Here is a 19,950-nt window from a genome sequence, read left to right as displayed (position 1 = left end):
GATCTCTGGGTAGCTGATCTGTGCCTTCGATACGTGATACCCACAGGCTGATGGTTGCCTCGTACTCCGGGGCGAGCGGCTCTGTGTGGGCCCTGAGATACTCGATCACGTCGTCCTCATTGACACTGCTCTCATCTGTCGCGAGCGCTTTCAGGATTCCTTTGATCTCCCGATTGTAGTCAAAGCGGCACCCATCGGCTTTCTTCGCGACCGGCCTTGTAGAGACAGGCCGCTGCGAACCCGACTGAATGGACGCCCGTCGTCACGCCCCGCTTCTCGGCCTGCTCAGCGAGCGTTCGGGCCCGCTGTCGGATTTCGTCCGGACACTCAAATCCGAAGCGAGGCGCGGCACGAACATGCTGGGGGAGACGGGCTCAGCGGGGAGGCCCAGCTCTTCGTTCAGCGTTTTGTACGCATTCGTGACTCGTGACTCCGCGACGCGGGCCATCTCGCTGACGTCATACACTAACCGCGAGCGGCCGTTGTACCGGCAGGCTCCGTAGACGCTGGCCGCGGCGATGGCCTCGATGGATCTGCCACGAAGCAGATCCTCGTTCTGGGCGCTCCGGAAGATCTGACACGCCTGGTCGCAGACCGAATCGGAGAGCTCGAGGGCACATGTACTTTAGCCCGGAACGGGCGCAGGCGGTGCGGAGAGCGCCCGCACGCCCGGAATGGTCGGTCGCGAGCGACGCGGAGGGCGGCAGCGGCGAGCGGGGCGGGCCGCTACGTACACACCTTTTCAGCCGGCCACATCGCTCGGTGAGCCATCTACCGTCTTGGTGGACTCAGAAAGAGCGAGGCCGCCGCGGCCGTCCCCCGGACCCCGCAAGCACCGCAGGGACGAGGAGAGCAGCGGTGGTCGCGGGACGTCGAGCGGCCGAGGGCTTTCGGATGTCGTCGCCGGCGCTGGGTGTTCGGCGTCGGCACTCGGAGGCCAGTTACTCTTCGAGACGCTGGAGCAACTGCGTGACGTAGGGACTATTCTCCCAGCTTCGATGCGGGCTAATCGTCGTGATCAGCGTTCGAGCTTCCTCGTGACTCAGATGCCCGTTCCGAGCGTAGTCGACGATGAGCCGCGGCGTCGGGACGATCCGCGGGCCCTGTAGCACGGCGTGAATCAGTGGGAAGTTCGTTCCGCCGAACTCGTCGGTGAGAAACCCACCGACATCGAGCGCGTTCGCAAGGACAATCCCGTCGGTTTCGCCGTCGTCGAGCCCGAACGTCGGCCGGGAGTCCGGTGTCTCTTCGCGCTCGTAGGGGTCCGCGACCGTGTAGTAGCTGCGGGCTGCGAGGACGTTACTCGCGGCTGCCCCGTGGATATCTTGATACTGCGTGATGTCACGGAGCTCTGAAACGACTTCCGACGGCACGAACACGTCACACGACGTGAGCAGATACTGAAACGGGTCGGGGGCATCGGTACCGACAGTTGCATCCGCACGAGGTACGGCGAGACTGACGAGCGCACTAGTGTCGGCGACGACCGTACGCAGTCGCCGGCCGCTCATTGCTCGTCGTCGGCTGCGGTATCGACCGCCGTCGCGTCGCCATCGTAGACGTCCACGTCATCGGGGGCAGCAAGATCGAGTGGTTCATCCTCGAGATCCGCTTTGAGAAGCCGGAGACGCTGGGCAGTCTCGGTGCCGACCAACTGCTTGACCGTCTCGAACTCAAGCTGGTCATCGTAGTACTTCGTCGCGACCAACTCCTGGAACGTCTCGCTGTCGGCCGTATCTTCGATGTACTCACGAATCGCCTCGACAAGCAGATCCGTCCGATCCTTGTCGAAGAGCTCCGCGATCGCATCCAGCCGGTCGACGAGGTACTCCGGGGACTGGAAATGGACCCGTCGCGGATCGTCGCTTGCGCTCATTCTATGTGTACGTTCTGCACATAGAGTGATAACCGTTTCGGCGTTTGCACAGAGCTTGCACATTGGGGCTCTGACCGGATCGTCCCGCCAGTCTCAGCCGTCGTCCTGTGCGTTCAGCTCCTCGAGGACCCAGCTGGCTGCGGTCCCGATCCGGACGCCGCCGACGTTGCGCATCTCAAGGCCGTTCGTGGCGGTCCGAAACGGCTCGTCGTCGACGAGGATGCGGTGGATGACTGTCCGGACCGACTCCGGTCCGTACCTGTCGACGAGCGCCGCGACCGTCGTATCGAAATGCGCATCCTTGTGCTCGGTTCGCGGGTTCTGCGCCCGGTGGATCACGAGGTCGACCACATCGTCGACCGATGCGTGGTCGGGGTTCCCGGTTTGCTCACGAACGTCATAGTTGGCCTCTGTCTCAGGCATTGCGAGTCATTCCGTGGCGTCGTCCGTATCGGTCATCGCCGGGTCGGTTGCTCGTTGCTCGCGGATTGCAGCCAGCGTCTCCTCAAGCGTACCCACACTCTCGATCGCCGCGAGCTCGTGGGTAATTTCGTCGATGAGTGCGGCTCGCTCGACGGGCCTGTTGAAGATAGCGGAGCGACGGGACAGCGACACAACCAGCGCTGCTGAGGCCGTGGAGTGGGACAGCTACGGGCAACTGTGGGCCTCCCCCCTGGTCGCCGTTCAATTTGTGTCGACGGCCGCTCGGCGGATCAGTCAGAGACGACGTGCGCGTTGAGGTCGCGCGTCCAGTACGTCGCGAGCCCACCCGGACTACAGCTGGCGCACAGCTGTAACGGGCCCTCTCAACCCGTGTTTGGCGTCACAGGCACGGATTTCCTCTTGTTCGTGAAAGGCGCTTGTGAGCAATCCTTGATGATGTTTCCATGGTTGGTTCTACCTTTGTCTACTTGTTCTGTCAGATTGTCGCGCAAAACTCCGAGGTTGTCGGTGTCTTCAGATAACGTTCGCTAACGCTTATTTGCGACCCGTTCAGTTGACTATGCCCCGCTCGGATGAGTGGTCAAGATTCGAAGCGATCGAGAGACTGTTCAAGCTTTAGTAGTGACGTTAAGCCTTGCCGAATCCCGGCAACTGTTTGTTCTGGGTCCGAGAAATCGATTGGCACTTGCTTCGAATACACATGATAATCGTTGAATTGTGGTCCGTCCTCCGGCAGTATTTCGCGTATTAGGTCGAAACCACTGTTGCGGAGCAATTCATCGTTATCCCTTGCCAAGTGAGAGAGGAGCTGGTCCCGTTCCTGCTTGTCGCTACCTGAATACGTGAGTGTCACCTCAATGTGGGGCATTCGAGTACGATAGGCGTTCTTCGGGCCCGAATGATTGTCACCGGCCGTCAATCGCTGTTCTGTCGCCTGGATCTCGAAGCGCAGACCCGATGGCCATCCGTTTTTCGAGAAGCGGACATATTTTGTGCCGGGATCAATTCGCGACCGCGATGTGTCCCAGCCTTTCTTGCCATCAGTTACTGCCGGGTGGGCCTCCGAGAGCGATTGCCAGATTGATGAGAGTAGCTGTTGCCGGTCACTCCGAACGGTAGCAAAATCAAGATTGACGTCGTGCTGGTCAACCAGTGTGGGGAACGCGAGCTGTAGTTCGGTTGCCGGTGAGAGTTGCTCCGACTCCAGGAGGTGGGCCCTCCCGAACCGGATCCATTCTCGAATTCGAACCGCATCAGTATCCCGAGTAACAGCACCGACCTGAGCGGCGACGAGATCAAATAGCGCATCCCAGGTGACCTGGTGGTCAACATAAGCCGGGGTGTGGCTCGGATCGGCAGAGAGGTAGATGTACTCCCACGTCTCGAAAGGACCACCTGAGCGTTGTTCGTCACCAGCGACGACGGACTCCAAGTAATCGACCTGTCGGTCGCGCTGGTCGGGGCCCAGTTGCCCTTGCGTCTTGATCTCGATGACGATGAGTGTGCTTCCACTCTCGATGACGACATCCAATTCGGTCTGTGATGGCTGCTGGTCAAATGTTGAGATGGAGGCAGTATCAATCCCCGCTGGCAGTTGAATTGCGGCCTCCGACAGCAAGTCCGAGAGAATAGTCGTTCCTACACCGTGACTCCCAGTCGGCCTGAGTAGCCACGCTAAAATCCGTGTATGAGCGCGTTCATCCTTCCCGATTCCAAGGATATCGAACGTCCCGGTAGCGTCGTCGCCAATTTGGTCGACAAGGTCGATGAATCGCTTGATATTGTCACGCGAGTCCGACATGTCTGATGCGCTAGCTCACTCTGGACTGAGGCATAAAATGGCGGGTCAAAACAGGTGCTAAGACTAGGATCGTTGTGGTTTTAGCTCAGGTCTTCACCCGGCGGTCTGGTAGTTCTAGAACAAATGAAGCCGTCCTACTCGGTTCCCGACCCCCCAATCGCCCAAACATGAGACACGAAGCGGCGTTTTCGTGAGGCCCACGAATGACGGACCGTCAAACGGCGTCTCACGCAGTCGCAGGATTACGCATGGCCAAGCGCTTCGCTTGCTGTCGGCAGCGCTGAGTGTCCGGTGTCGCCACGCAGAGGCTAGATACACTTCGAGGTCAAGCAGGTTTGTGAGGGCGGTCCCGTCAGGCTCTCCGTCGTCAATCCCGACCGTGGCCGCGAGTCTGGTGTCTTCTGGGGTTCGTCGGGGTTCTCGACCGTTCACTGGCAATGGGCCGGAAGTACGATATTCGCGGCACCGGTGGACTCATCTTGACACTAACACACACGAGAAGCATGAGACGGACTGATGACGAACAAATCGATGTGGAGTATCCGAGTACACTCCGTGTTGAGATTGGCTCAACCGAGGATATGTTCACAGATGCGGTCGCGGCTGCGGAGACCTTTGAAAACGATTCAAGACAGGATGAGGAAGCTGCTGAGGCGGTGGTAACGTACGATAGTATTGAACAACTCCGAGACGCGTTGACCACCGAGCGGATCGAACTGCTGGAGAGCTTGATGGCCACGCCAGCGAAGAATCACTCACAGTTGGCGACCAGGCTCAACCGATCAAGCGCTCGTGTTCGTGCTGATGTTGACGTCTTGGTGAACGCAGGTCTCATCCTACGTCAAGAGGGCCCTCCAAACCTGACTGTCCCGTATGACCGTATCGCGATCGAATACTCCATCCAAGCGGATCCATCGCCTGAGTAGTGCGCGGCGATCCTTTCTACTCCGGCTTCACAACCTTCTCACAGGACGGGCACTCCGCGAAGATCCCCGTGTTCCCGTCTGCTCGTTCATACTCAATGAGCTTCCAGGCCGCTGAGATCTCGCGTTCGCAGCTCGGACAGTGTCCAAGTGAGGCCGGGGTGTCGGTCATAGGGGGGAAGGGGAGCGTGTAACTCTCCTTCCATCCGGCAGTTTGGTTTCAGCCGTGTTAAACACTCGGCGGGAATGTGTGGTGAGTGCTGGCCGGTAATCACGACAGATGATTCATTTTCCGCTGTAGAAATTTAACCAACAATTCACAATATACCCTATCACTGTTGGTTAAGACTGGGATCTGTTGACCACACGATTACAGTTTACGGCAGCACACTTTTACAGTAGCACAGAGTAACAGTAACCATGCCAATGGAAATCGATGAGTTCGAAGAAGAGGCAAATGGGGAAGAACTCACCACTGGAGAAGCTATTGTCGAATTCCTCCTTGAAAACGATGGGAAGGCGTGGAAGCGGAGTGAGATCGCTGAGGCCATTGACCGCGATCCGAACACTGTCGCGACAAACCTCAGTCGATTAAAGGATCGCGGCCTTGTCCGCCACCGGAAGAATCACTGGGCGATTACGAATGACCGTGAGCGCCTTGAGGAAGCGATTCGCTTCTCTAATGCCCTTAGTAGCCTGAGTGAGGCGTTTGGTCCGATAATCGAAAGCGAAGATGACGCACAGGCGTGGAGTGAGTCGCAGCCTGATGAGCCCCATCCGTCTGTTGTTGGCGACGAGGAAGAAGCTGAAACGCAGAACATTGAGATTACAGAACTGAATCCTGACGAATGACGGTCTCTCAGGCCGGTAGGGACTATGGGGTTGGTGACTTTGTCTGGACGGTCGATCCATTCAAAATCGGCGGTGATGTCTCCCGGATGTTCGCCTATTGTGACTACAGACACACCCGTTTCAGGGCAAGCAATTCGTGGGCGTATCGCTCACGACAACGGACCATTTGATTGGCCACCCGTTATCCGATGAACACTGGGAACTGGGTGGTACACCAAAACCCTCGCGAATTTTACCCCTCTCTATCCATTCACCCCGGACGTCGCAGATCCAAGCCCCGCCAGAGTACGACAGCATCTCTGACCCATGGCAAGGGCGCCTCACAGATGAGTTTATAAAGAAAGTTGTTGAGGAGATACTCTTCGCGTTCAACAAAGACGTTGCTCGGGTATAGCTCCAATCTGGGGTTTTGAAGATCTGTTACGCTTCATGCGGGGACCCAGGATCTGGCATCAGCCCGTATTGTGTGCGAATCACCTGATATACTTTCTGACGGAGGGGGTCTTATCGTCCGAGCAATCGGGTTAGGAACCCACTGGAGCCGTTTTTTTTTTCTTTGGTAGTCTCCTCAATTCGGAATCATCACCGTCCATCTTGGCTGCTGTCTCGCCGCTCAGCAACTCTTCAACTGAGAATCCGACCCACTCCGCAAACCCTTCTGGGCCCCCAATATACACACTTGTCGCCGACTTTTCCGACATGAATCGCTTTGGAAGCCGTTTTTCGTAGTCGTACACCTCGTACCCCTCCCGATCGAAATTCGCTGTGATGGCCCCCGGTTCAGATTCGAAGGTGACGCGACCACCCTGGATATCCCGCTGCCACATCAACCGACCCGTGTTGTACTCTTTCTCTGCTGGCTCATCAGCTGGGAAGTAGTCCGGCTCCTTTCGGCCAGCCTTCTCGTAAAAGTCACACATGATCTGGCGGACATCCTCAATTGTCCCACCTCCGTCGGTCCAGGGTTTCTCAGTCACCATCCGGCGGGCCACGTAACTGAAGATCGGGTTTTGACGTTCCAACACCTCAGACAGATCTTCTTGTGCTTCCCGGAAGCCAGGGTCCTCTGGATTTGATGGGAACGAGACGTCCATGCTGAGAATCTTCATCCGATTCCGGAACTCCGACTTGGGAAGCGCATCGTTTGTGGTAAAGATGAGACACGGCTGGTCGACACTTGTGGGGGTCCAATCACTCCAATAGTTCCGAATCGGACTCCAACGCTGGATCTTTTCTTTTTCAGCGTCGATAATAGCGTACGGGAAACACGTGTCCCACTCGCGAATCCCACGGACTTCCTTGACGCCAATTTCGTCGGCGTCGACACCAGAGATCACCGTGTTGTCAGAAATGAGTCGCAGAATATACTCGGTGAGTTTGTCTTTGCCTGCGTCGCTTTTGCCCTCGATGTACAGGTGCTGGAGGACGTTATCAAGCGTCCGAGACGGTGACGATAATGCCTCTGCGTACTGGTTTGCGAACGGTGCCCAGAATCCGTAGAGGAACGCCTCGTACATCTGTGCCATTACCGCCTCTTCAGACTGCGTATGGCCGTGGTCTTCGACTGTCTCGATATAGTCCTCGATTGTTTCGAGACAGTGATCGAGGACTTCGGGTGTTGGTTCTTCAGTGGCGACGAGAATCATCTCATCATCCTCGCCGATCACAACCTGCTCGGCTTCCGGGAGAACAGACATCGTTGGAATCGATGTCGACTCCTTGACTTCGCGGGTGTACGCGCTCATCGGAGCTGTGATACTGTGGTCTTCAACAGTGGCCCCGCTATCGCGAAGTCTTGATCCGAACTTGTCTGCGGTGTCTTTGTCGACTTTGCTGGTCCCCATTCGGATCTGCTCATCTGGGGTCCGAACACGTGGTCGGTCAAGCCCGTCAGTCTGCCTTGTTTCATGCTCTGACTCGACGAGACCGGCATCTGGTGTTTCATCGGCTGTGTCATCACGTTCCTCCTCTGGTTCGTCGGCATTATTTGGCTCCACGACACTGCGGTCGGCTTTTTCAGGTTCCTCGACGAATGCGACAGTCTCGTCTGCTTCATTTGGATCGTCGACAACAGCTGTGACTTGGTCAGCGGCTTCTTTTAGATCCTCGACGGCGTCCTGATTGAGCGCTGCGGTGTCACTCACATCAAGATCGCCGGCCCCGACCCAGTACTCAATTCGATTCTCCCGCTCTTCCGGCGAATCAGCTTCCTCTAGCGCTCCAACCAGCCCTTCCAAGAGTGTCTGATCGCTGTACCCCTCCCGGTATTCGTCGATGAAGCGCTTGAATTCTGAATCCAGTTCAGTACCCACCTCGGTTGTCAGCACAGCGATCTGGTTGGTGTGATATTCCCAGGAGTTCCGGGAGAGATTCGCTGACCCGTGGACGAGTTTGACCGTCTCATCCGGCATGACAATACGGTAAATCTTCGAGTGGACGGTCTTCTGGTTCTTCAATCGGATCGTCAAGCGATCGTCCTGACGGAGTTGAACGAGCGATTTCGCAGTCGCAACCTCATTCACCCGCTCCGCATAGTCATCAGAATTACCGATGAGTACATCTAATGAGCCGATGTCATACTCAGTCAGCATTTTCACCATCAGATCCGGCGTTTCTGCGTATGTGACCGCATCCACGTGACGAGCACCTTCGAACAAGTCCAGAAAGTCACTCCGGTCTTTCACCATCGCTAAGCGATATTTTGCCGCACCTGATCCGTAGAATTCCGGCATATCGGGGTACTTGTCGAATGAGATGTTCGCCGTTACTTCGTCCATATTTAGTGGCAATCGGCTAATGTGAATAAAAACTGTGCTAAGGGTGGTGAAAGTGGAGGCTACTCGATCCGCTACATCTGTGATAGCATACTTAAGACTCTCTCGCTCGATTCGACCTCAGAAATCAAATCGGAACAATTCGAATATTGAAACATTCTCTCTGTACAACAAGACATAAGCCAGTCTGCTCACATCAGACAGTAGAGATATCGATGGCAGACTTAGTTTCGTGTCCAGTTTCTGGCTGCGGGTTTGAGAACACACTAAGTCAAGTCATCCACCACGTCAGTAGTGAGAGTGATCCGGAGCACTCGTGGTCTGCCGTCGGGTACCAGCACTCCTACGAGTTCCGTTCAGTGATGCGTGATAATGACTCTGCGGCAATCAATACTGACGACTCGACAGATCAATCTACGGAGTTGACGGACCTCCCTGGCGTTGGTCCTACTCGTGCTACAGCACTTTCCGATGCTGGCTATGAGCGCGTACACGAGATCGCTGAAGAGTCCTTACTTACCCTGACACGGTCGACCGAACTTGGAGAACGAACCTGTCGTTGTATCTGGGCAGTGGCCAATGAAGCCTGCAAGAGCGAGGACACGCTACTCGCAAATCTCGCAGACGGGCTGGATGTGCCCCGTAGTGAGGTTGCTTCAGCGTATGGTGACCTCGCACCTATGGGAGTACCACCAGAGGAGGCCGCCGGATCGCTCATTGAATGGTTCACGCCGTCACCGCTTGCTGAAGCGCTTCAACAGGGTGGCTACTCGATCAGGTACTACCATGTGCTAGGTGAGGAAGGCTTCGAGACACCAGATGATGTCACCGTCGCATCTGTTGGCGCGCTGACCGCGGCCCAGTATGTTGGGGAGAGTGTGGCACTATCTCTTCGAGAGGCTGTCGAAGACTGGACTAAAACGGGCGAACCGGCGGGTCAAGGGCAGAAAATTACGACGGAAGAGACTGCCGAGACGCCGACGAACGAACCTGATGACGGGACCACCGAGGAGGCGGAGCGCCGTGAAGCGCCTGCCACTGACCCGGATCCTGACACCCAACCAGCTGATTCCACAGGACACCACGGTGAGGACCCAGCTACCCAGCAAACACAGGAAGATGACACGGATCGGGTGCCAAAGGCCCGGGCACAGGAACTGCTGGAACGAAGTATCGGTCCTGACGCGGAGTTTCGCCCACAACAGTGGGAGGCAATTGACCGCCTCGTCAATGACAACGATCGGCTGCTGTTAGTCCAGCGAACGGGATGGGGCAAGAGTACGGTCTACTTCACGGCCACCAAGCTCCGCCGACAGCAAGGTGCTGGTCCAACACTCATCGTGAGCCCGCTGTTGTCGTTGATGTACAACCAAGTCCAAGACGCGGAGAATCAGCTGGGACTCTCTGCGTGGACAATCAACTCCAACAACACCGACGACTGGGACGAGGCAAAGAGCGCGGTCGTCGAGGGTGAGTGTGACGTCCTCCTCATCTCACCAGAGCGACTCGCAAATTCGCAGTTCCAAGAGGAGATCCTCTTAGAGATGGACGAGGAGTTCGGCCTGCTCGTCGTCGACGAGGCTCACTGTATCTCTGATTGGGGCCATGATTTTCGGCCTGACTACCGTCGCATCCAGCGGATTCTCAACGAACTGCCGGCACATATTCCGGTGGCGGCGACGACGGCCACCGCTAACGACCGCGTTGTCGATGATATTACAACGCAGGTGCCGGATCTCGATGCGATTCGCGGGGAGCTGGTTCGCGACTCACTCCAGATCCAGACCATCCAGATGGATTCAAAGGCTGAGCGACTCGCGTGGCTCGCTGAAAATCTTGTCTCCTTCGATGGCTCGGGCATCATCTACTGCCTGACAACTGATGAGGTCGAACTCGTGACTGAGTGGCTCCAGAAATTCGGTCACAACGTGGAGTCATACTATGGCCGCCTCGACGGCGACCGCCGTCGAGAGCTTGAATCCCAGTTGATGGCAAATGACGTCGACGCGCTCGTCGCCACGAACGCACTCGGGATGGGATTCAACAAGCCCGATCTAGGGTGGGTAATCCACTTCCAACGGCCACCGAATCTCATTCGGTACTACCAGGAGATCGGACGGGCTGGGCGTGCGCTCGACGAAGCAGAGGCAATCATGCTGAGCGGCGAGAGTGACGATGAGGTGGCCGAGTACTTCATCGAACAGGCCTTCCCCGAACCGGAGGCCTTCCAAGCGGTGCTTGATACGATTGAGGCCATCGACACGCAACTCCACAAATATGAACTCCTCAAACACGTCAACGTCGGCTGGGGCGCTGCAGACACCTGTCTCAACATCTTGCGAGTCGAGAATGCCATCTACAAAGGCGAGAACGGGTACGAGCGGACAAGCAAAGACTGGTCGTATGATCACGAGCGCATTGAGTCAGTCACGCAGCATCGATGGGACGAGTTGGAGCGAATCCAATCGTTTGCGGCGACCGATGCGTGCCTGACGCGGTTCATCGACGATGAGTTAGACGGATCGCTTGAGGAGGACTGCGGGCACTGCGCTAACTGTGTTGGTAAATTTGTTCCATCGACTGTCGAGAAGCAGGAACTGATCGAGGTGGCAGTTGACCACTACAAGGGTAGCTCGACCGGTGAGATCTCCTCGCGATACTACTTGCCGAAGCAAGATGGTGGACGGTCTGTGATCGATGATGACCGCAACATGGAGGACGGCCGTGTGTTGGCGGCTCTGGATGACCCTGGGTGGGGAGCACGTGTCCGAGAGCAACGCGATACCGGCCAGTACAGTACAGAGCTTGTCTCGGCTGCCGTTGACCTGTTCGACGAGTGGGAGCCGTCGCCTGCGCCAACGTGGGTGACGTCGATTCCGCTGTGGGACGATACTGGGCAAGTCACAGCGCTTGCCGAGCAGATCGCAGCGGCCCTCGAGCTCCCGTATGTTGAGGCGCTCGAACAAACTGATACGGTACAACCCCGCGAAGAGTTGGCCAACTCGTATCAAAAGCGGTGGAATGTCGAAGATACGATGACAGCTACTGATGACGTTCGGGCTGGTCCGGTGTTGGTTATCAACGATCTCGTCGACTCACGCTGGGCATTTACCGAAGCATCGTTTGTGCTTCGTGACGCCGGGAGTGGGCCAGTGTATCCGTTTGCGTTGGCTGAGGTCTAATCCTGAACTTTCGCTCTGTATTTCCGAAGGCTAACAGGGTACTTCGCTACGTGAGCAGGCAACTAACGAAAGTTGCTGCGATTTATGTACCGGACCCCCATCTGATGGAGCAGACGCTACGACGCGCTGTCGCTTGGACCACTATGGACAGAACTGACGTGACGCCGGATCCAGATGAGCTGCTTGAGACGGCGCTCACGGACCCGGAATCGTTCGACGCTGCGCGAACCACCCGGTTAGTCGCGCAGTTGGAACACGCCGACGCTGAGGTTCAACGGGCGGCATCCTGGGCACTCCGGTTTGTCGCCTCGGAAACGCCCTCGCTCGTCGACGCCTGCGCTGGTCGGTTCCGGCGGGCGCTTCGTGAACCTGAGGCCCGGGCCGTTGTCCTTCGAACCCTCGCCGTACTTGCTGAACACAATCAGGAGGCGGTCGCCGACATCATCGATGGGGCTGTCGAAGCGGAACTGATTGACGAGCTCGTCGGCCAACGGATTGTTGCTGGCTACCAGCCGCCCGAACTGGACGCTGGTGGATCGGTCATCGCTGATGACGGCGATGAAACAGTTCCATCGACCGAGACAGCCGCGGTTGAGGAGGGTAGAGAGCAGGCTGAGCCTGCCCCCGATGAGGACTCATTGCCGACCCCTGGACACCCCCCGGATGAGCCCCCGACGAAGCCACCTCGACTCGATCGGTGGCTCTCCGACTACGAGTCAACCACCTCTGCCGGAGACCATGGTGGATCAGCAACCGAGAGTATCCAGTTCACTGAGGGTGGCCGTGAGTTCACGGCAACTCGTCGTCGGGCACCACGTGCCGGCAGTGTCGATGAAACTGCCTTTCAGAACGCGGTCGACCGATGGTCCCGAATTGACGATCACGACGCCGTGGCTCGGATTGTCGACTATGGTACCCGGCCCGTGCCGTGGCTCGTCTCTGAACAGGGTGCGCCGGGGTCGCTCGTCGAGCGAGACACCCCGGTATCGCCGACAGAGGCGCGATGGGTCTTATCGCAGATTGCTGACGCCCTCCATTACGCGCATGCGGCGGGCGTACTCCACGGTGGAATCTGGCCGGGCGCGATCACCTTCGTGAACGCCGTCGAGGACCCTGATGCGTGGCCATCCCCGCGGGTTGCTGACTGGGGTATTCGGATGGCCTTCGGGCCAGAAACTGCGCTTTTCGACATGCCCCGCTCATACGCAGCGCCGGAACACATTGCTCCCGAGCGGTTTGGTGCCGTCGACGCTGCGACTGATATCTACGGGCTTGGCGTGATCGGGTACGAGCTTTTGACTGGGAGCCCACCGGACCGAGACGATGGGACTGTCCGCCCTGCGCAGGCGGTTGGGAGTGGTGTCCCCGACGGGTTGTCCACAGTCTTGACGAAGTCACTCAAACCGGCCAAGATGGAGCGATACGCGTCCGCAGCAGCGTTCAAACGAGATTTAGAGGCAGAGGGCAACCATGTCTGAAATCTTCGACGAACCCGGCTGGGGAGCTCTCTTGGATCCTGGTTCTACATTGAGTCTACGTGATTCGATACCGACGGTGGTCGGTGCGACTCCGGCCGCGTCAGGGACCGGTGTCACTCGGTTCGTCGCGGCGGTCCTCGTGCTGGCCGCCTGTCTCGGAACGACGTGGTACGCGTTGGTGACGGCGAGACACGAACCGCATGATACCCTCGTCTGGCGGTACATCGCGTTGTCGACGGCCGTCGGTGGCGTGTTTTCGGCGTTGTTGCTTATCGAGACGATTGTCCCAGAGGTAGGGACTGTTGTTGTCGCGTTCAGGCTCCTGGCACAGCTGTTCTTTGCTGTCTTTTTCGCCTTATCGCTCCGGGAGCTGTACTACGCACAGCCAGCGACATCTGGTGAAGGGGACCGAATCTCGCTATCGACTGCTCGACGGATCGAGACCGGATTCATGCTCGTTGCGCTGATCCAGTTCCCGATTGTTGTGTGGGTAGGACCGACAGTGATTGCGCAGGTTATTCTTGCGCTCGCGGCCGGCGCGTTCACTATCTACGGCGTGTCGTTTGGCCAGGCTATCCGGGCTCGTTGATTGACACGAGGGACAGTGCTTGATGCCACTGTCACCTACACGATTGCTGTGCTGCTTTGTGTGGGCGCGGTGAGTATCACCGAGGGAGCGGTCATCGTGCCGATTCCGCAACCGGCCATTGGTGGCGCGGTCAACGTGCTCTTGGTGATGATCGGGACTTTTCTGATCAGTCTGATTATCCGACTGAAACGGAGTGCGGACGCGGCCGGTGGTGGCGCACGATGACGCACCCAGCGGTACTGATAGTTACATTGCCGACTAACAGCGGACAAGTCCTGGTCTAGTCGGCGGTTGTTTTCATGGAGCAACCGTTCGTCCTGCTTTCAGCCACCGCAACAATAACTCGCACCGTTTATCGTTTCTATTCGTTTGAATCCGCTCTGAGTTCTGGGAAGTACCGGCCGTGGAAGTCGAACGGCACGGCATGGGGCAGCGTGACCCGAGCACGCTCCGTGAATGACTTCCCGTCGAGCACGATAAGTCGCGAACGCTCTGCCCCGACGTCGAGGGCGACGGTGACGACGACACCTTCGTCTTCACGGTCACCAGACGGGGCTGGAATGAACAGCGGCCCGCCGAAGTAATCGCCCCCAGCATCGAACGTCTCTGTCGTCTCTGATTCGACGTCAACTTTCACGATTCGGCGGCCCCACTCTGTGACCGGCGTGTCCATCCCCATTGCGTACACGTACTGGTGAGGCTGACACCACTGTGCTGGCGACGATGTCGGGAGTGCCGTCCCTTCATCGGATACTGTCTGGCGTTCGACGCTCACGTCGGCTGTCGTGTACCGACTGGCCCCGGTTGTGGATCCGAGATTGAGAGTGAAGCGGTCGATCTGCCCGACGATGGCGCCCATCTCGCCAGCCCGCACGTTCTCCAGATAGAGGGAGTCAATCGTCGTCGCATCTGGAACCGTCTCCAAATCGAAGACGATCTCCGTTTCGCCGTCCCGCTCGAAGGCGTTCACATGGTGAAAGCCAAACACGGGGTCAGTTACTGGATCGGCCACCACTGCTCCCGTGGTTCGGTCGATGACGACGATTCGAGTGCCTCGGTCAGGTTCTCATTCGAACTGCTCGATGAACGCGGGTTGGCGCCCTGGTTTGAGGAATCGGCGTGGATCCAGTCGGAGCGGGAATTCGGTTAAGATGACGTAGCGGGGCGTCAGCGCGAAGCTGTGCATATACGCTGGCTTCTCTGTCGGAACGGTGGCGACGTGGTGTCGGTCCCCGTCAGGAGTCCAGGCGCTGACGTGGTAGCGGCTGGTTCGCCCAAACTCTGTATCGACTGTAAGCAACGTGCCTGTCGCAGGATCCCGCTTGAAATGCGCACAGGAGAGCTGCCCGCTGGGCGCGTCTCCGTCCCGGCCGACACGTCCTGTTGTGGCGAGCGTGTTCGGGTCAAACGGAACCCCTCGGGGCGATTCCGTGAGGGCAACGTACTGGTCGCCGATACGTTCTGCGATGATGTTCGTGTTGTCGTACGGCGCCGTCAGGAACCCAGCCAGCCGTGAGCGAAGTGTGGTCTCGCCGGTCGCAAACCCGCCTTCGAACTCGCCAGCCCGTGCGGTTTCATAGGCGTCTGTTTGGAGGAACCGGTTCCGGTAGTGAATCGCGTCGCCATCCGTTCGACCCGCTTGTCCCCCTGGGTCGAACGTGAAGCGGTAGAGCATCGCCAACCCGTCGAACCAATGGTCGACGGCGCTCCCGTCTGGAAATGAGAATGCGCCTGGCCCGTTTCGGATGAGACTTCCTTGAAGCCACGCTGGCAGGTCACCGGTTATGGGGAGTGAGGCTGTGGTTTCCTCGTGGAGCGAGTGAAACCCTGCTGTGCGATTCCATACGCGTGTGTGGGAGTGAAACGGGTTAAGATCTGGCGGGGAATGTCGTGTTTGGGAGCTACCACGCACCTCCGACAATTCTATAATAAGCCTACAAGGCGAACATCCCTACCTTCAGGCGGGTAATCGGTTGAAACGGAGTGCGGAGGCGGCCCGTAGCGGGCAACGCTAAACGTGGCTCTGGCGAGGGTCTGAGAGACCCCATCGAGAGGCAAGCCCTCTCACCGAAGCACGGGGAGAGCTTTAACCAACACAATATCAACTAACCGACTTTGTGTTGGTTAAGAGTGAATTGGTCGTCTCGAATTGGGTGTCTCTCCCGTGCGAAAAGTAGAAATCTAGATTTCTGAAATCGTAGTTTCCAAAATCGGGACTTCTATTTGGATGGAACTGTGATCGGGTGTATGGAACAATTCGTGGATCGGGGCGTCGAACGTGATCAACTCAGGGACTGCTACGAGTCCGAGACCGCAGACTTTGTTGTCATCTATGGCCGTCGGCGCCTCGGCAAAAGCGAACTCGTCCGCCAGTCCATCGCTGATCGGGAAGACGCTGTATACTACCAAGCAGTCGAGTCTACGGCACAGAATCAACTCGAACAGTTCGTCGAAACTGCCACAGCACAATTCCCCTCGTTACAGAACGTCCGCCGTGACTGGGAAGCGATTCTTGAAACACTCGGTGAAGAGAACGCAATTGTGGTAATCGATGAGTTCCCATTCCTTATTCAGGAGGATGACTCGCTCCCGTCACGAATCCAGCGAGTCTGGGACACCAAGCTCAAAGAAACGGGAATGACGCTTGTCCTGGTCGGCTCTTCGATCAGTGTCATGGAAAATAAGGTGCTCTCAGGAAGCGCGCCACTGTACGGGCGACGGACAGCAACGATCGATCTCAAACCTCTCGATGTCGCTGACGCACGCAAGTTCTTCCCAGGCTATGACCCGGAGACAGCTATCACTACGTGGGCAGTCTATGGGGGTACACCCTACTATCTCCAAACGATAGACCCAGATGAGGCGTTAGCAACGAACGTCCAGCAGGGGATCCTTTCAGAACAGTCTATCCTTTACTCAGAACCGGAATTTCTCCTTCGAATCGAACTGCGACAGCCAAATACGTACTTCAGTATTCTCCGTGCCTTAGCTCACGGACGACGGACCCCGAACGAAATCGCGGGCATGGCCGGGATCGAATCTGGATCACTCAGCACGTACCTACAGAAGCTTCGTCGACTACGTCTTGTTGAGCGCCACATCCCAGTCACTGCGTCACCAACAGCTTCGAAACGTGGCCGATATCGTATCGCAGCGCCGTTGTTCCGGTTCTGGTTCCGGTTCGTCTACGGCAATCAGGATCAGCTTCGGATACTTGATGACACTGCGTACGACGAAGTGGTTGCTCCAGAGTTAGCTGATTATGTGAGTCCGCTGTTTGAACGACTCTGCCAACGGGCACTCCCACATCTCGTTGACCGACGGATCAGTGATGTCGGTCAGTGGTGGTTCAAAGAACACGAACTAGATGTACTCGGTCTCACTGAGTCGGGGCTTGTCGCTGGTGAGTGTAAGTTCACCTCCCAGCCTGTGAGTGAGGGTGTGCTCGCTAATCTTGAACGAACAGCGTCGGAAGTCCGATGGTCAGAAGAACCAGCAGACGGGGAGACGCTGTACGTCCTGTTCAGCCGGTCCGGGTACACTGACGATCTCAAAAATACCGCTGACGCCCGTAATGATGTTCGACTGTTTGAGTTGTCCGACCTGATACACGCTGAACCGAACGCGTAGCAGAGTGTTCTGGGTGCCTTCCGGAGTTCAATTAAGATGAGGTAGCGTGGCGTCAGCACGGAGCCGAGTTTGACATCCTCCTCCGCGTGAACACGAAGGAATCCTGAGCGGTGGGAGTTTTAGGTTCGCAGTACACTCACCAGACTCCCAGTTCTTTCGGGCACGGGTGGTCCCACAGTGTTGAACTGGTAGACTGCTGGCCATGCCGGCTGGCCGTTAAATCCTATTCTCGGCCGTGTACGGCGATTTAGTGTTGTTTTTGCCACGAGGCCGCTGGCAGGCATTGGCGGAATTGAAGGTATCCTGTCGCGTTTTTTAAACAGTCGGCAGAGACACACCCTTCGAGGATGCGGCGTTCACCGACTGCCCTTTCGGACTTCCTCGTTACGCGAGCCGACAGGCCGCCTCCGAAGGACGGTTCCAAATCCGCTCCGTTCCGACCGATTTCTAGTTCTGTATAGAGCGACTTGTCAATTAAATCTCCGTCTGTGAAACTCGGTACAGACGATCGGCTAGTGGATCGCTTCCCACCATGTCGGCTTAATTACCCGCCTAAACGCGGGTGTATTCGCCTCCTAGTTTTCATTAGTAACCTCTCTTTGAGCGATTGTTTGGCTAACGTCATAGTTGGTCCAGACACAATTTTGAAAACTTCACCACCTGGGAAGAGACTCCGTAGAGGCTACACGTCCTCATCGAGATCGTACCACGCTCGTGGGTGCTCAAAACACCCACTCAATTCTCCGCGGTGTCTGTCGTTAGTTCGGGCTCGCTGAATCTTCTAGTGTGTACTGCTCGAGGTAATCGAGATACGCGCGGAACGCAGGAGACCGATCCTCGAGGAACGTCTCCACGGCCTTCTCTGAGCCACCGGCACTTTCGATTGCTAACGTATACTCCCGGTCGCGCTGCGATTCCAGAGCCTCCGTTTCAATATCCATCACACGACGTGAGAACTTGATAAGATCCTGTTTGCTCGGACTCTCTAATCGGATTCTATTCTGAGTCGTTAGTTCATACAGGGGAGAATGTAGTTCCTTGATTGCGTTTCCTTCTTTTTCACCTTCGACGAGCTCTGGAGTCCCTGTAACAAAGAGCGAGATATTCTCCGGGAGATCTTGAACGAACTCTTCGATGGCCTCAAAGTGGTCTTCGGTGCGAATGGATTTTTCTAACTCGTCTACGCCGAGCAAGACGCGGTAGCCATTGATTCGAGCAAGTTGCCCGATCAATCTCAGTACATCACGTGGATCCTCTGAACTGACTTCGTCGAGTAGAGATTGGCTGAGACTCTGTCGGCTATCGTCGAAATATGTGCCTGCCGTTGTAGCGACTTCGTCGACAATAACCTCTGGCAGATCCGCCTCAGAGAGAATATCCTCTGCGGCGAATTGTAAGGACTTCTTCATTCGGTCTTCTCGAACTTCGAATCCCTGTCGTTCGTAGTGAGACGCACATAAGTCAGCAATCTTCCGGAGCGTTGTATCCCAGAGCTCATCTAGGCCGTTCGCGTACTCGTCGTGGTCCAACGAGCGTGGGGTTTCCAAGTTAACTCGGAAGCTCTCAATGAGACTGTCGGGGTTGAGGAAGTTGGTCCGATCGTCAAGATCAATGATACTCACTGCTGTGGCGGGCAGGACCTCGTCGCGAATCCAGTAGAGGAAGAATGACTTCCCGAACCCGAGCTCTCCTTCAATAAATGTGTATGAACTCGCCGAATCAACCCGCTGTTTAGCGGTTTCCATCTCGGATTGTCGATCGATGGCTATCTGCCGACAGGCGCCGGGCTGCGAGGGCGGAATGTGTGCCCGGAGGTTCTCAATGATATGGAGCGCCTGAGAGGCACCGAGACTGCCGTCACCTGAGTAGGTGTCCGCTGCCGGTCCTGCTGGATTTCGCCATTCGGATGTTTCCCGACTTTCTCCGCGTCCACTACTTGGGGAGACGACAAGCCGATAGGTTCGAGCGGTATCTGTTGTCCTGCTGTCTCGGATGATCTCAATAACATCGCCTGCTCCGCATGCTAGATGCTGAATCGCTGGGTCTGTTGCTTTAATAAATGGGAGATCGGTGGGCGTGATCGAGTACTCTCTACAGAGCTGTTTAATCTGCTGTGTTGAATAGATGCTGAGTCACGGTTACAGCGGCTCACACAGTGGTTCTATGTTGGTAATGGCGAACATCAAGACGATTTCACGGAACTGCCGATACCAGCCAAGCGCTCGCACGGCATCGCCGAGCGAGCGCTTGGTTGTCGAGTAGGATGTTTCGGCCATCCACCGCTGAGAGTAGCCCTTTGCCCGGTTCAGAGCGTTTTTCGCGGCTGAGTTCGCTGACGAGCCGCGGTAATGAACGAGGTAATCGATGTCGTGTGCGGCGATTTCGTACTCGGTGTGCCAGT

General features: G+C 56.8%; 14 protein-coding genes and 5 pseudogenes. 8 read left to right on the top strand and 11 right to left on the bottom strand.

The annotated features are described in order from the left end of the window. Nucleotides 1–188: 188 nt before the first annotated feature. The 6 genes and pseudogenes from EXE45_RS08835 to EXE45_RS08810 form a co-directional block, all read right to left on the bottom strand. Nucleotides 189–616 (bottom strand): annotated as a pseudogene (locus EXE45_RS08835) (transcription initiation factor IIB family protein); the annotation flags it as partial. Nucleotides 617–941: 325 nt separating this feature from the next. After that, the gene (locus EXE45_RS08830; protein ID WP_137694077.1) at nt 942–1,511 is read right to left on the bottom strand and encodes a hypothetical protein; all 570 of its coding nucleotides are present in this window, start codon (nt 1,509–1,511) and stop codon (nt 942–944) included. Continuing rightward, on the bottom strand, nt 1,508–1,876 hold the full coding sequence (locus tag EXE45_RS08825; RefSeq protein ID WP_137694076.1) for a hypothetical protein: 369 nt from the start codon (nt 1,874–1,876) through the stop codon (nt 1,508–1,510). The genes EXE45_RS08830 and EXE45_RS08825 overlap by 4 nt, the downstream gene beginning before the upstream one ends. Before the next feature lie 93 nt (nt 1,877–1,969). Continuing rightward, on the bottom strand, nt 1,970–2,299 hold the full coding sequence (locus tag EXE45_RS08820) for a hypothetical protein (RefSeq protein WP_137694075.1): 330 nt from the start codon (nt 2,297–2,299) through the stop codon (nt 1,970–1,972). Between the two features lie 6 nt (nt 2,300–2,305). After that, complete coding sequence (locus tag EXE45_RS08815) at nt 2,306–2,491, bottom strand: hypothetical protein (RefSeq protein ID WP_137694074.1); 186 nt, start codon at nt 2,489–2,491, stop codon at nt 2,306–2,308. A 409-nt stretch (nt 2,492–2,900) separates the two neighbouring features. Beyond that, nucleotides 2,901–4,121 (bottom strand): PD-(D/E)XK nuclease family protein, encoded by a 1,221-nt coding sequence (locus EXE45_RS08810; protein WP_137694073.1) that lies wholly within the window; start codon nt 4,119–4,121, stop codon nt 2,901–2,903. 503 nt (nt 4,122–4,624) lie between these two features. Here EXE45_RS08810 and EXE45_RS08805 point away from each other — a divergent pair. Continuing rightward, nucleotides 4,625–5,047, top strand: a complete 423-nt coding sequence (locus EXE45_RS08805; RefSeq protein ID WP_137694072.1) for a hypothetical protein — start codon at nt 4,625–4,627, stop codon at nt 5,045–5,047. 417 nt (nt 5,048–5,464) lie between these two features. Continuing rightward, entirely contained in the window at nt 5,465–5,896 is a 432-nt protein-coding gene (locus EXE45_RS08800; protein ID WP_137694071.1) for a winged helix-turn-helix domain-containing protein, read from the top strand. Nucleotides 5,897–6,420: 524 nt separating this feature from the next. Here the strand turns inward: EXE45_RS08800 and EXE45_RS08795 are convergent. Then, nucleotides 6,421–8,673, bottom strand: a complete 2,253-nt coding sequence (locus EXE45_RS08795; RefSeq protein ID WP_241989447.1) for a hypothetical protein — start codon at nt 8,671–8,673, stop codon at nt 6,421–6,423. A 212-nt stretch (nt 8,674–8,885) separates the two neighbouring features. Between EXE45_RS08795 and EXE45_RS21825 the strand changes: the two are divergent. The 5 genes and pseudogenes from EXE45_RS21825 to EXE45_RS21275 form a co-directional block, all read left to right on the top strand. After that, nucleotides 8,886–9,215: pseudogene (locus tag EXE45_RS21825) on the top strand (helix-hairpin-helix domain-containing protein); the annotation flags it as partial. Nucleotides 9,216–9,242: 27 nt separating this feature from the next. Next, the gene (locus EXE45_RS08790; RefSeq protein WP_241989446.1) at nt 9,243–11,852 is read left to right on the top strand and encodes a RecQ family ATP-dependent DNA helicase; all 2,610 of its coding nucleotides are present in this window, start codon (nt 9,243–9,245) and stop codon (nt 11,850–11,852) included. Between the two features lie 104 nt (nt 11,853–11,956). Next, nucleotides 11,957–13,330, top strand: coding sequence for a hypothetical protein (locus EXE45_RS08785; protein ID WP_137694069.1), 1,374 nt, complete (start codon nt 11,957–11,959; stop codon nt 13,328–13,330). Beyond that, entirely contained in the window at nt 13,323–13,919 is a 597-nt protein-coding gene (locus EXE45_RS08780; RefSeq protein WP_241989445.1) for a hypothetical protein, read from the top strand. The genes EXE45_RS08785 and EXE45_RS08780 overlap by 8 nt, the downstream gene beginning before the upstream one ends. 15 nt (nt 13,920–13,934) lie before the next feature. Continuing rightward, nucleotides 13,935–14,144, top strand: coding sequence for a hypothetical protein (locus EXE45_RS21275; protein WP_241989444.1), 210 nt, complete (start codon nt 13,935–13,937; stop codon nt 14,142–14,144). 136 nt (nt 14,145–14,280) lie between these two features. On the opposite strand, the pseudogene EXE45_RS08775 reads toward EXE45_RS21275, so the two are convergent. Continuing rightward, nucleotides 14,281–15,705 (bottom strand): annotated as a pseudogene (locus EXE45_RS08775) (carotenoid oxygenase family protein). 461 nt (nt 15,706–16,166) lie between these two features. Here EXE45_RS08775 and EXE45_RS08770 point away from each other — a divergent pair. Further along, nucleotides 16,167–17,549, top strand: a complete 1,383-nt coding sequence (locus EXE45_RS08770; protein WP_137694068.1) for an ATP-binding protein — start codon at nt 16,167–16,169, stop codon at nt 17,547–17,549. A gap of 758 nt (nt 17,550–18,307) precedes the next feature. On the opposite strand, the gene EXE45_RS08765 is transcribed toward EXE45_RS08770, so the two are convergent. From EXE45_RS08765 to EXE45_RS08755, 3 genes and pseudogenes are all read right to left on the bottom strand, one after another. Then, the gene (locus EXE45_RS08765; protein WP_241989443.1) at nt 18,308–19,294 is read right to left on the bottom strand and encodes a hypothetical protein; all 987 of its coding nucleotides are present in this window, start codon (nt 19,292–19,294) and stop codon (nt 18,308–18,310) included. Between the two features lie 213 nt (nt 19,295–19,507). Continuing rightward, nucleotides 19,508–19,675 (bottom strand): annotated as a pseudogene (locus EXE45_RS21695) (DNA-directed RNA polymerase subunit RpoH/Rpb5 C-terminal domain-containing protein); the annotation flags it as partial. Between the two features lie 12 nt (nt 19,676–19,687). After that, nucleotides 19,688–19,950, bottom strand: a pseudogene (locus EXE45_RS08755) (IS5/IS1182 family transposase); the annotation flags it as partial.

It is taken from the genome of Halorubrum sp. SP9, from assembly GCF_005435015.1.
GTDB classification, from domain to species: domain Archaea; phylum Halobacteriota; class Halobacteria; order Halobacteriales; family Haloferacaceae; genus Halorubrum; species Halorubrum sodomense.
Note: the sequence above shows the minus strand (reverse complement) of the source record. Positions and strands in the feature narration are given on the sequence as shown.

Coding starts and splice junctions, on each gene's coding strand:
- EXE45_RS08830 (WP_137694077.1), bottom strand. CDS start 1,511: ATGAGCGGCCGGCGACTGCGTACGGTCGTCGCCGACACTAGTGCGCTC.
- EXE45_RS08825 (WP_137694076.1), bottom strand. CDS start 1,876: ATGAGCGCAAGCGACGATCCGCGACGGGTCCATTTCCAGTCCCCGGAG.
- EXE45_RS08820 (WP_137694075.1), bottom strand. CDS start 2,299: ATGCCTGAGACAGAGGCCAACTATGACGTTCGTGAGCAAACCGGGAAC.
- EXE45_RS08810 (WP_137694073.1), bottom strand. CDS start 4,121: ATGTCGGACTCGCGTGACAATATCAAGCGATTCATCGACCTTGTCGAC.
- EXE45_RS08805 (WP_137694072.1), top strand. CDS start 4,625: ATGAGACGGACTGATGACGAACAAATCGATGTGGAGTATCCGAGTACA.
- EXE45_RS08800 (WP_137694071.1), top strand. CDS start 5,465: ATGCCAATGGAAATCGATGAGTTCGAAGAAGAGGCAAATGGGGAAGAA.
- EXE45_RS08795 (WP_241989447.1), bottom strand. CDS start 8,673: ATGGACGAAGTAACGGCGAACATCTCATTCGACAAGTACCCCGATATG.
- EXE45_RS08785 (WP_137694069.1), top strand. CDS start 11,957: ATGGAGCAGACGCTACGACGCGCTGTCGCTTGGACCACTATGGACAGA.
- EXE45_RS08780 (WP_241989445.1), top strand. CDS start 13,323: ATGTCTGAAATCTTCGACGAACCCGGCTGGGGAGCTCTCTTGGATCCT.
- EXE45_RS08770 (WP_137694068.1), top strand. CDS start 16,167: ATGGAACAATTCGTGGATCGGGGCGTCGAACGTGATCAACTCAGGGAC.
- EXE45_RS08765 (WP_241989443.1), bottom strand. CDS start 19,294: ATGGAAACCGCTAAACAGCGGGTTGATTCGGCGAGTTCATACACATTT.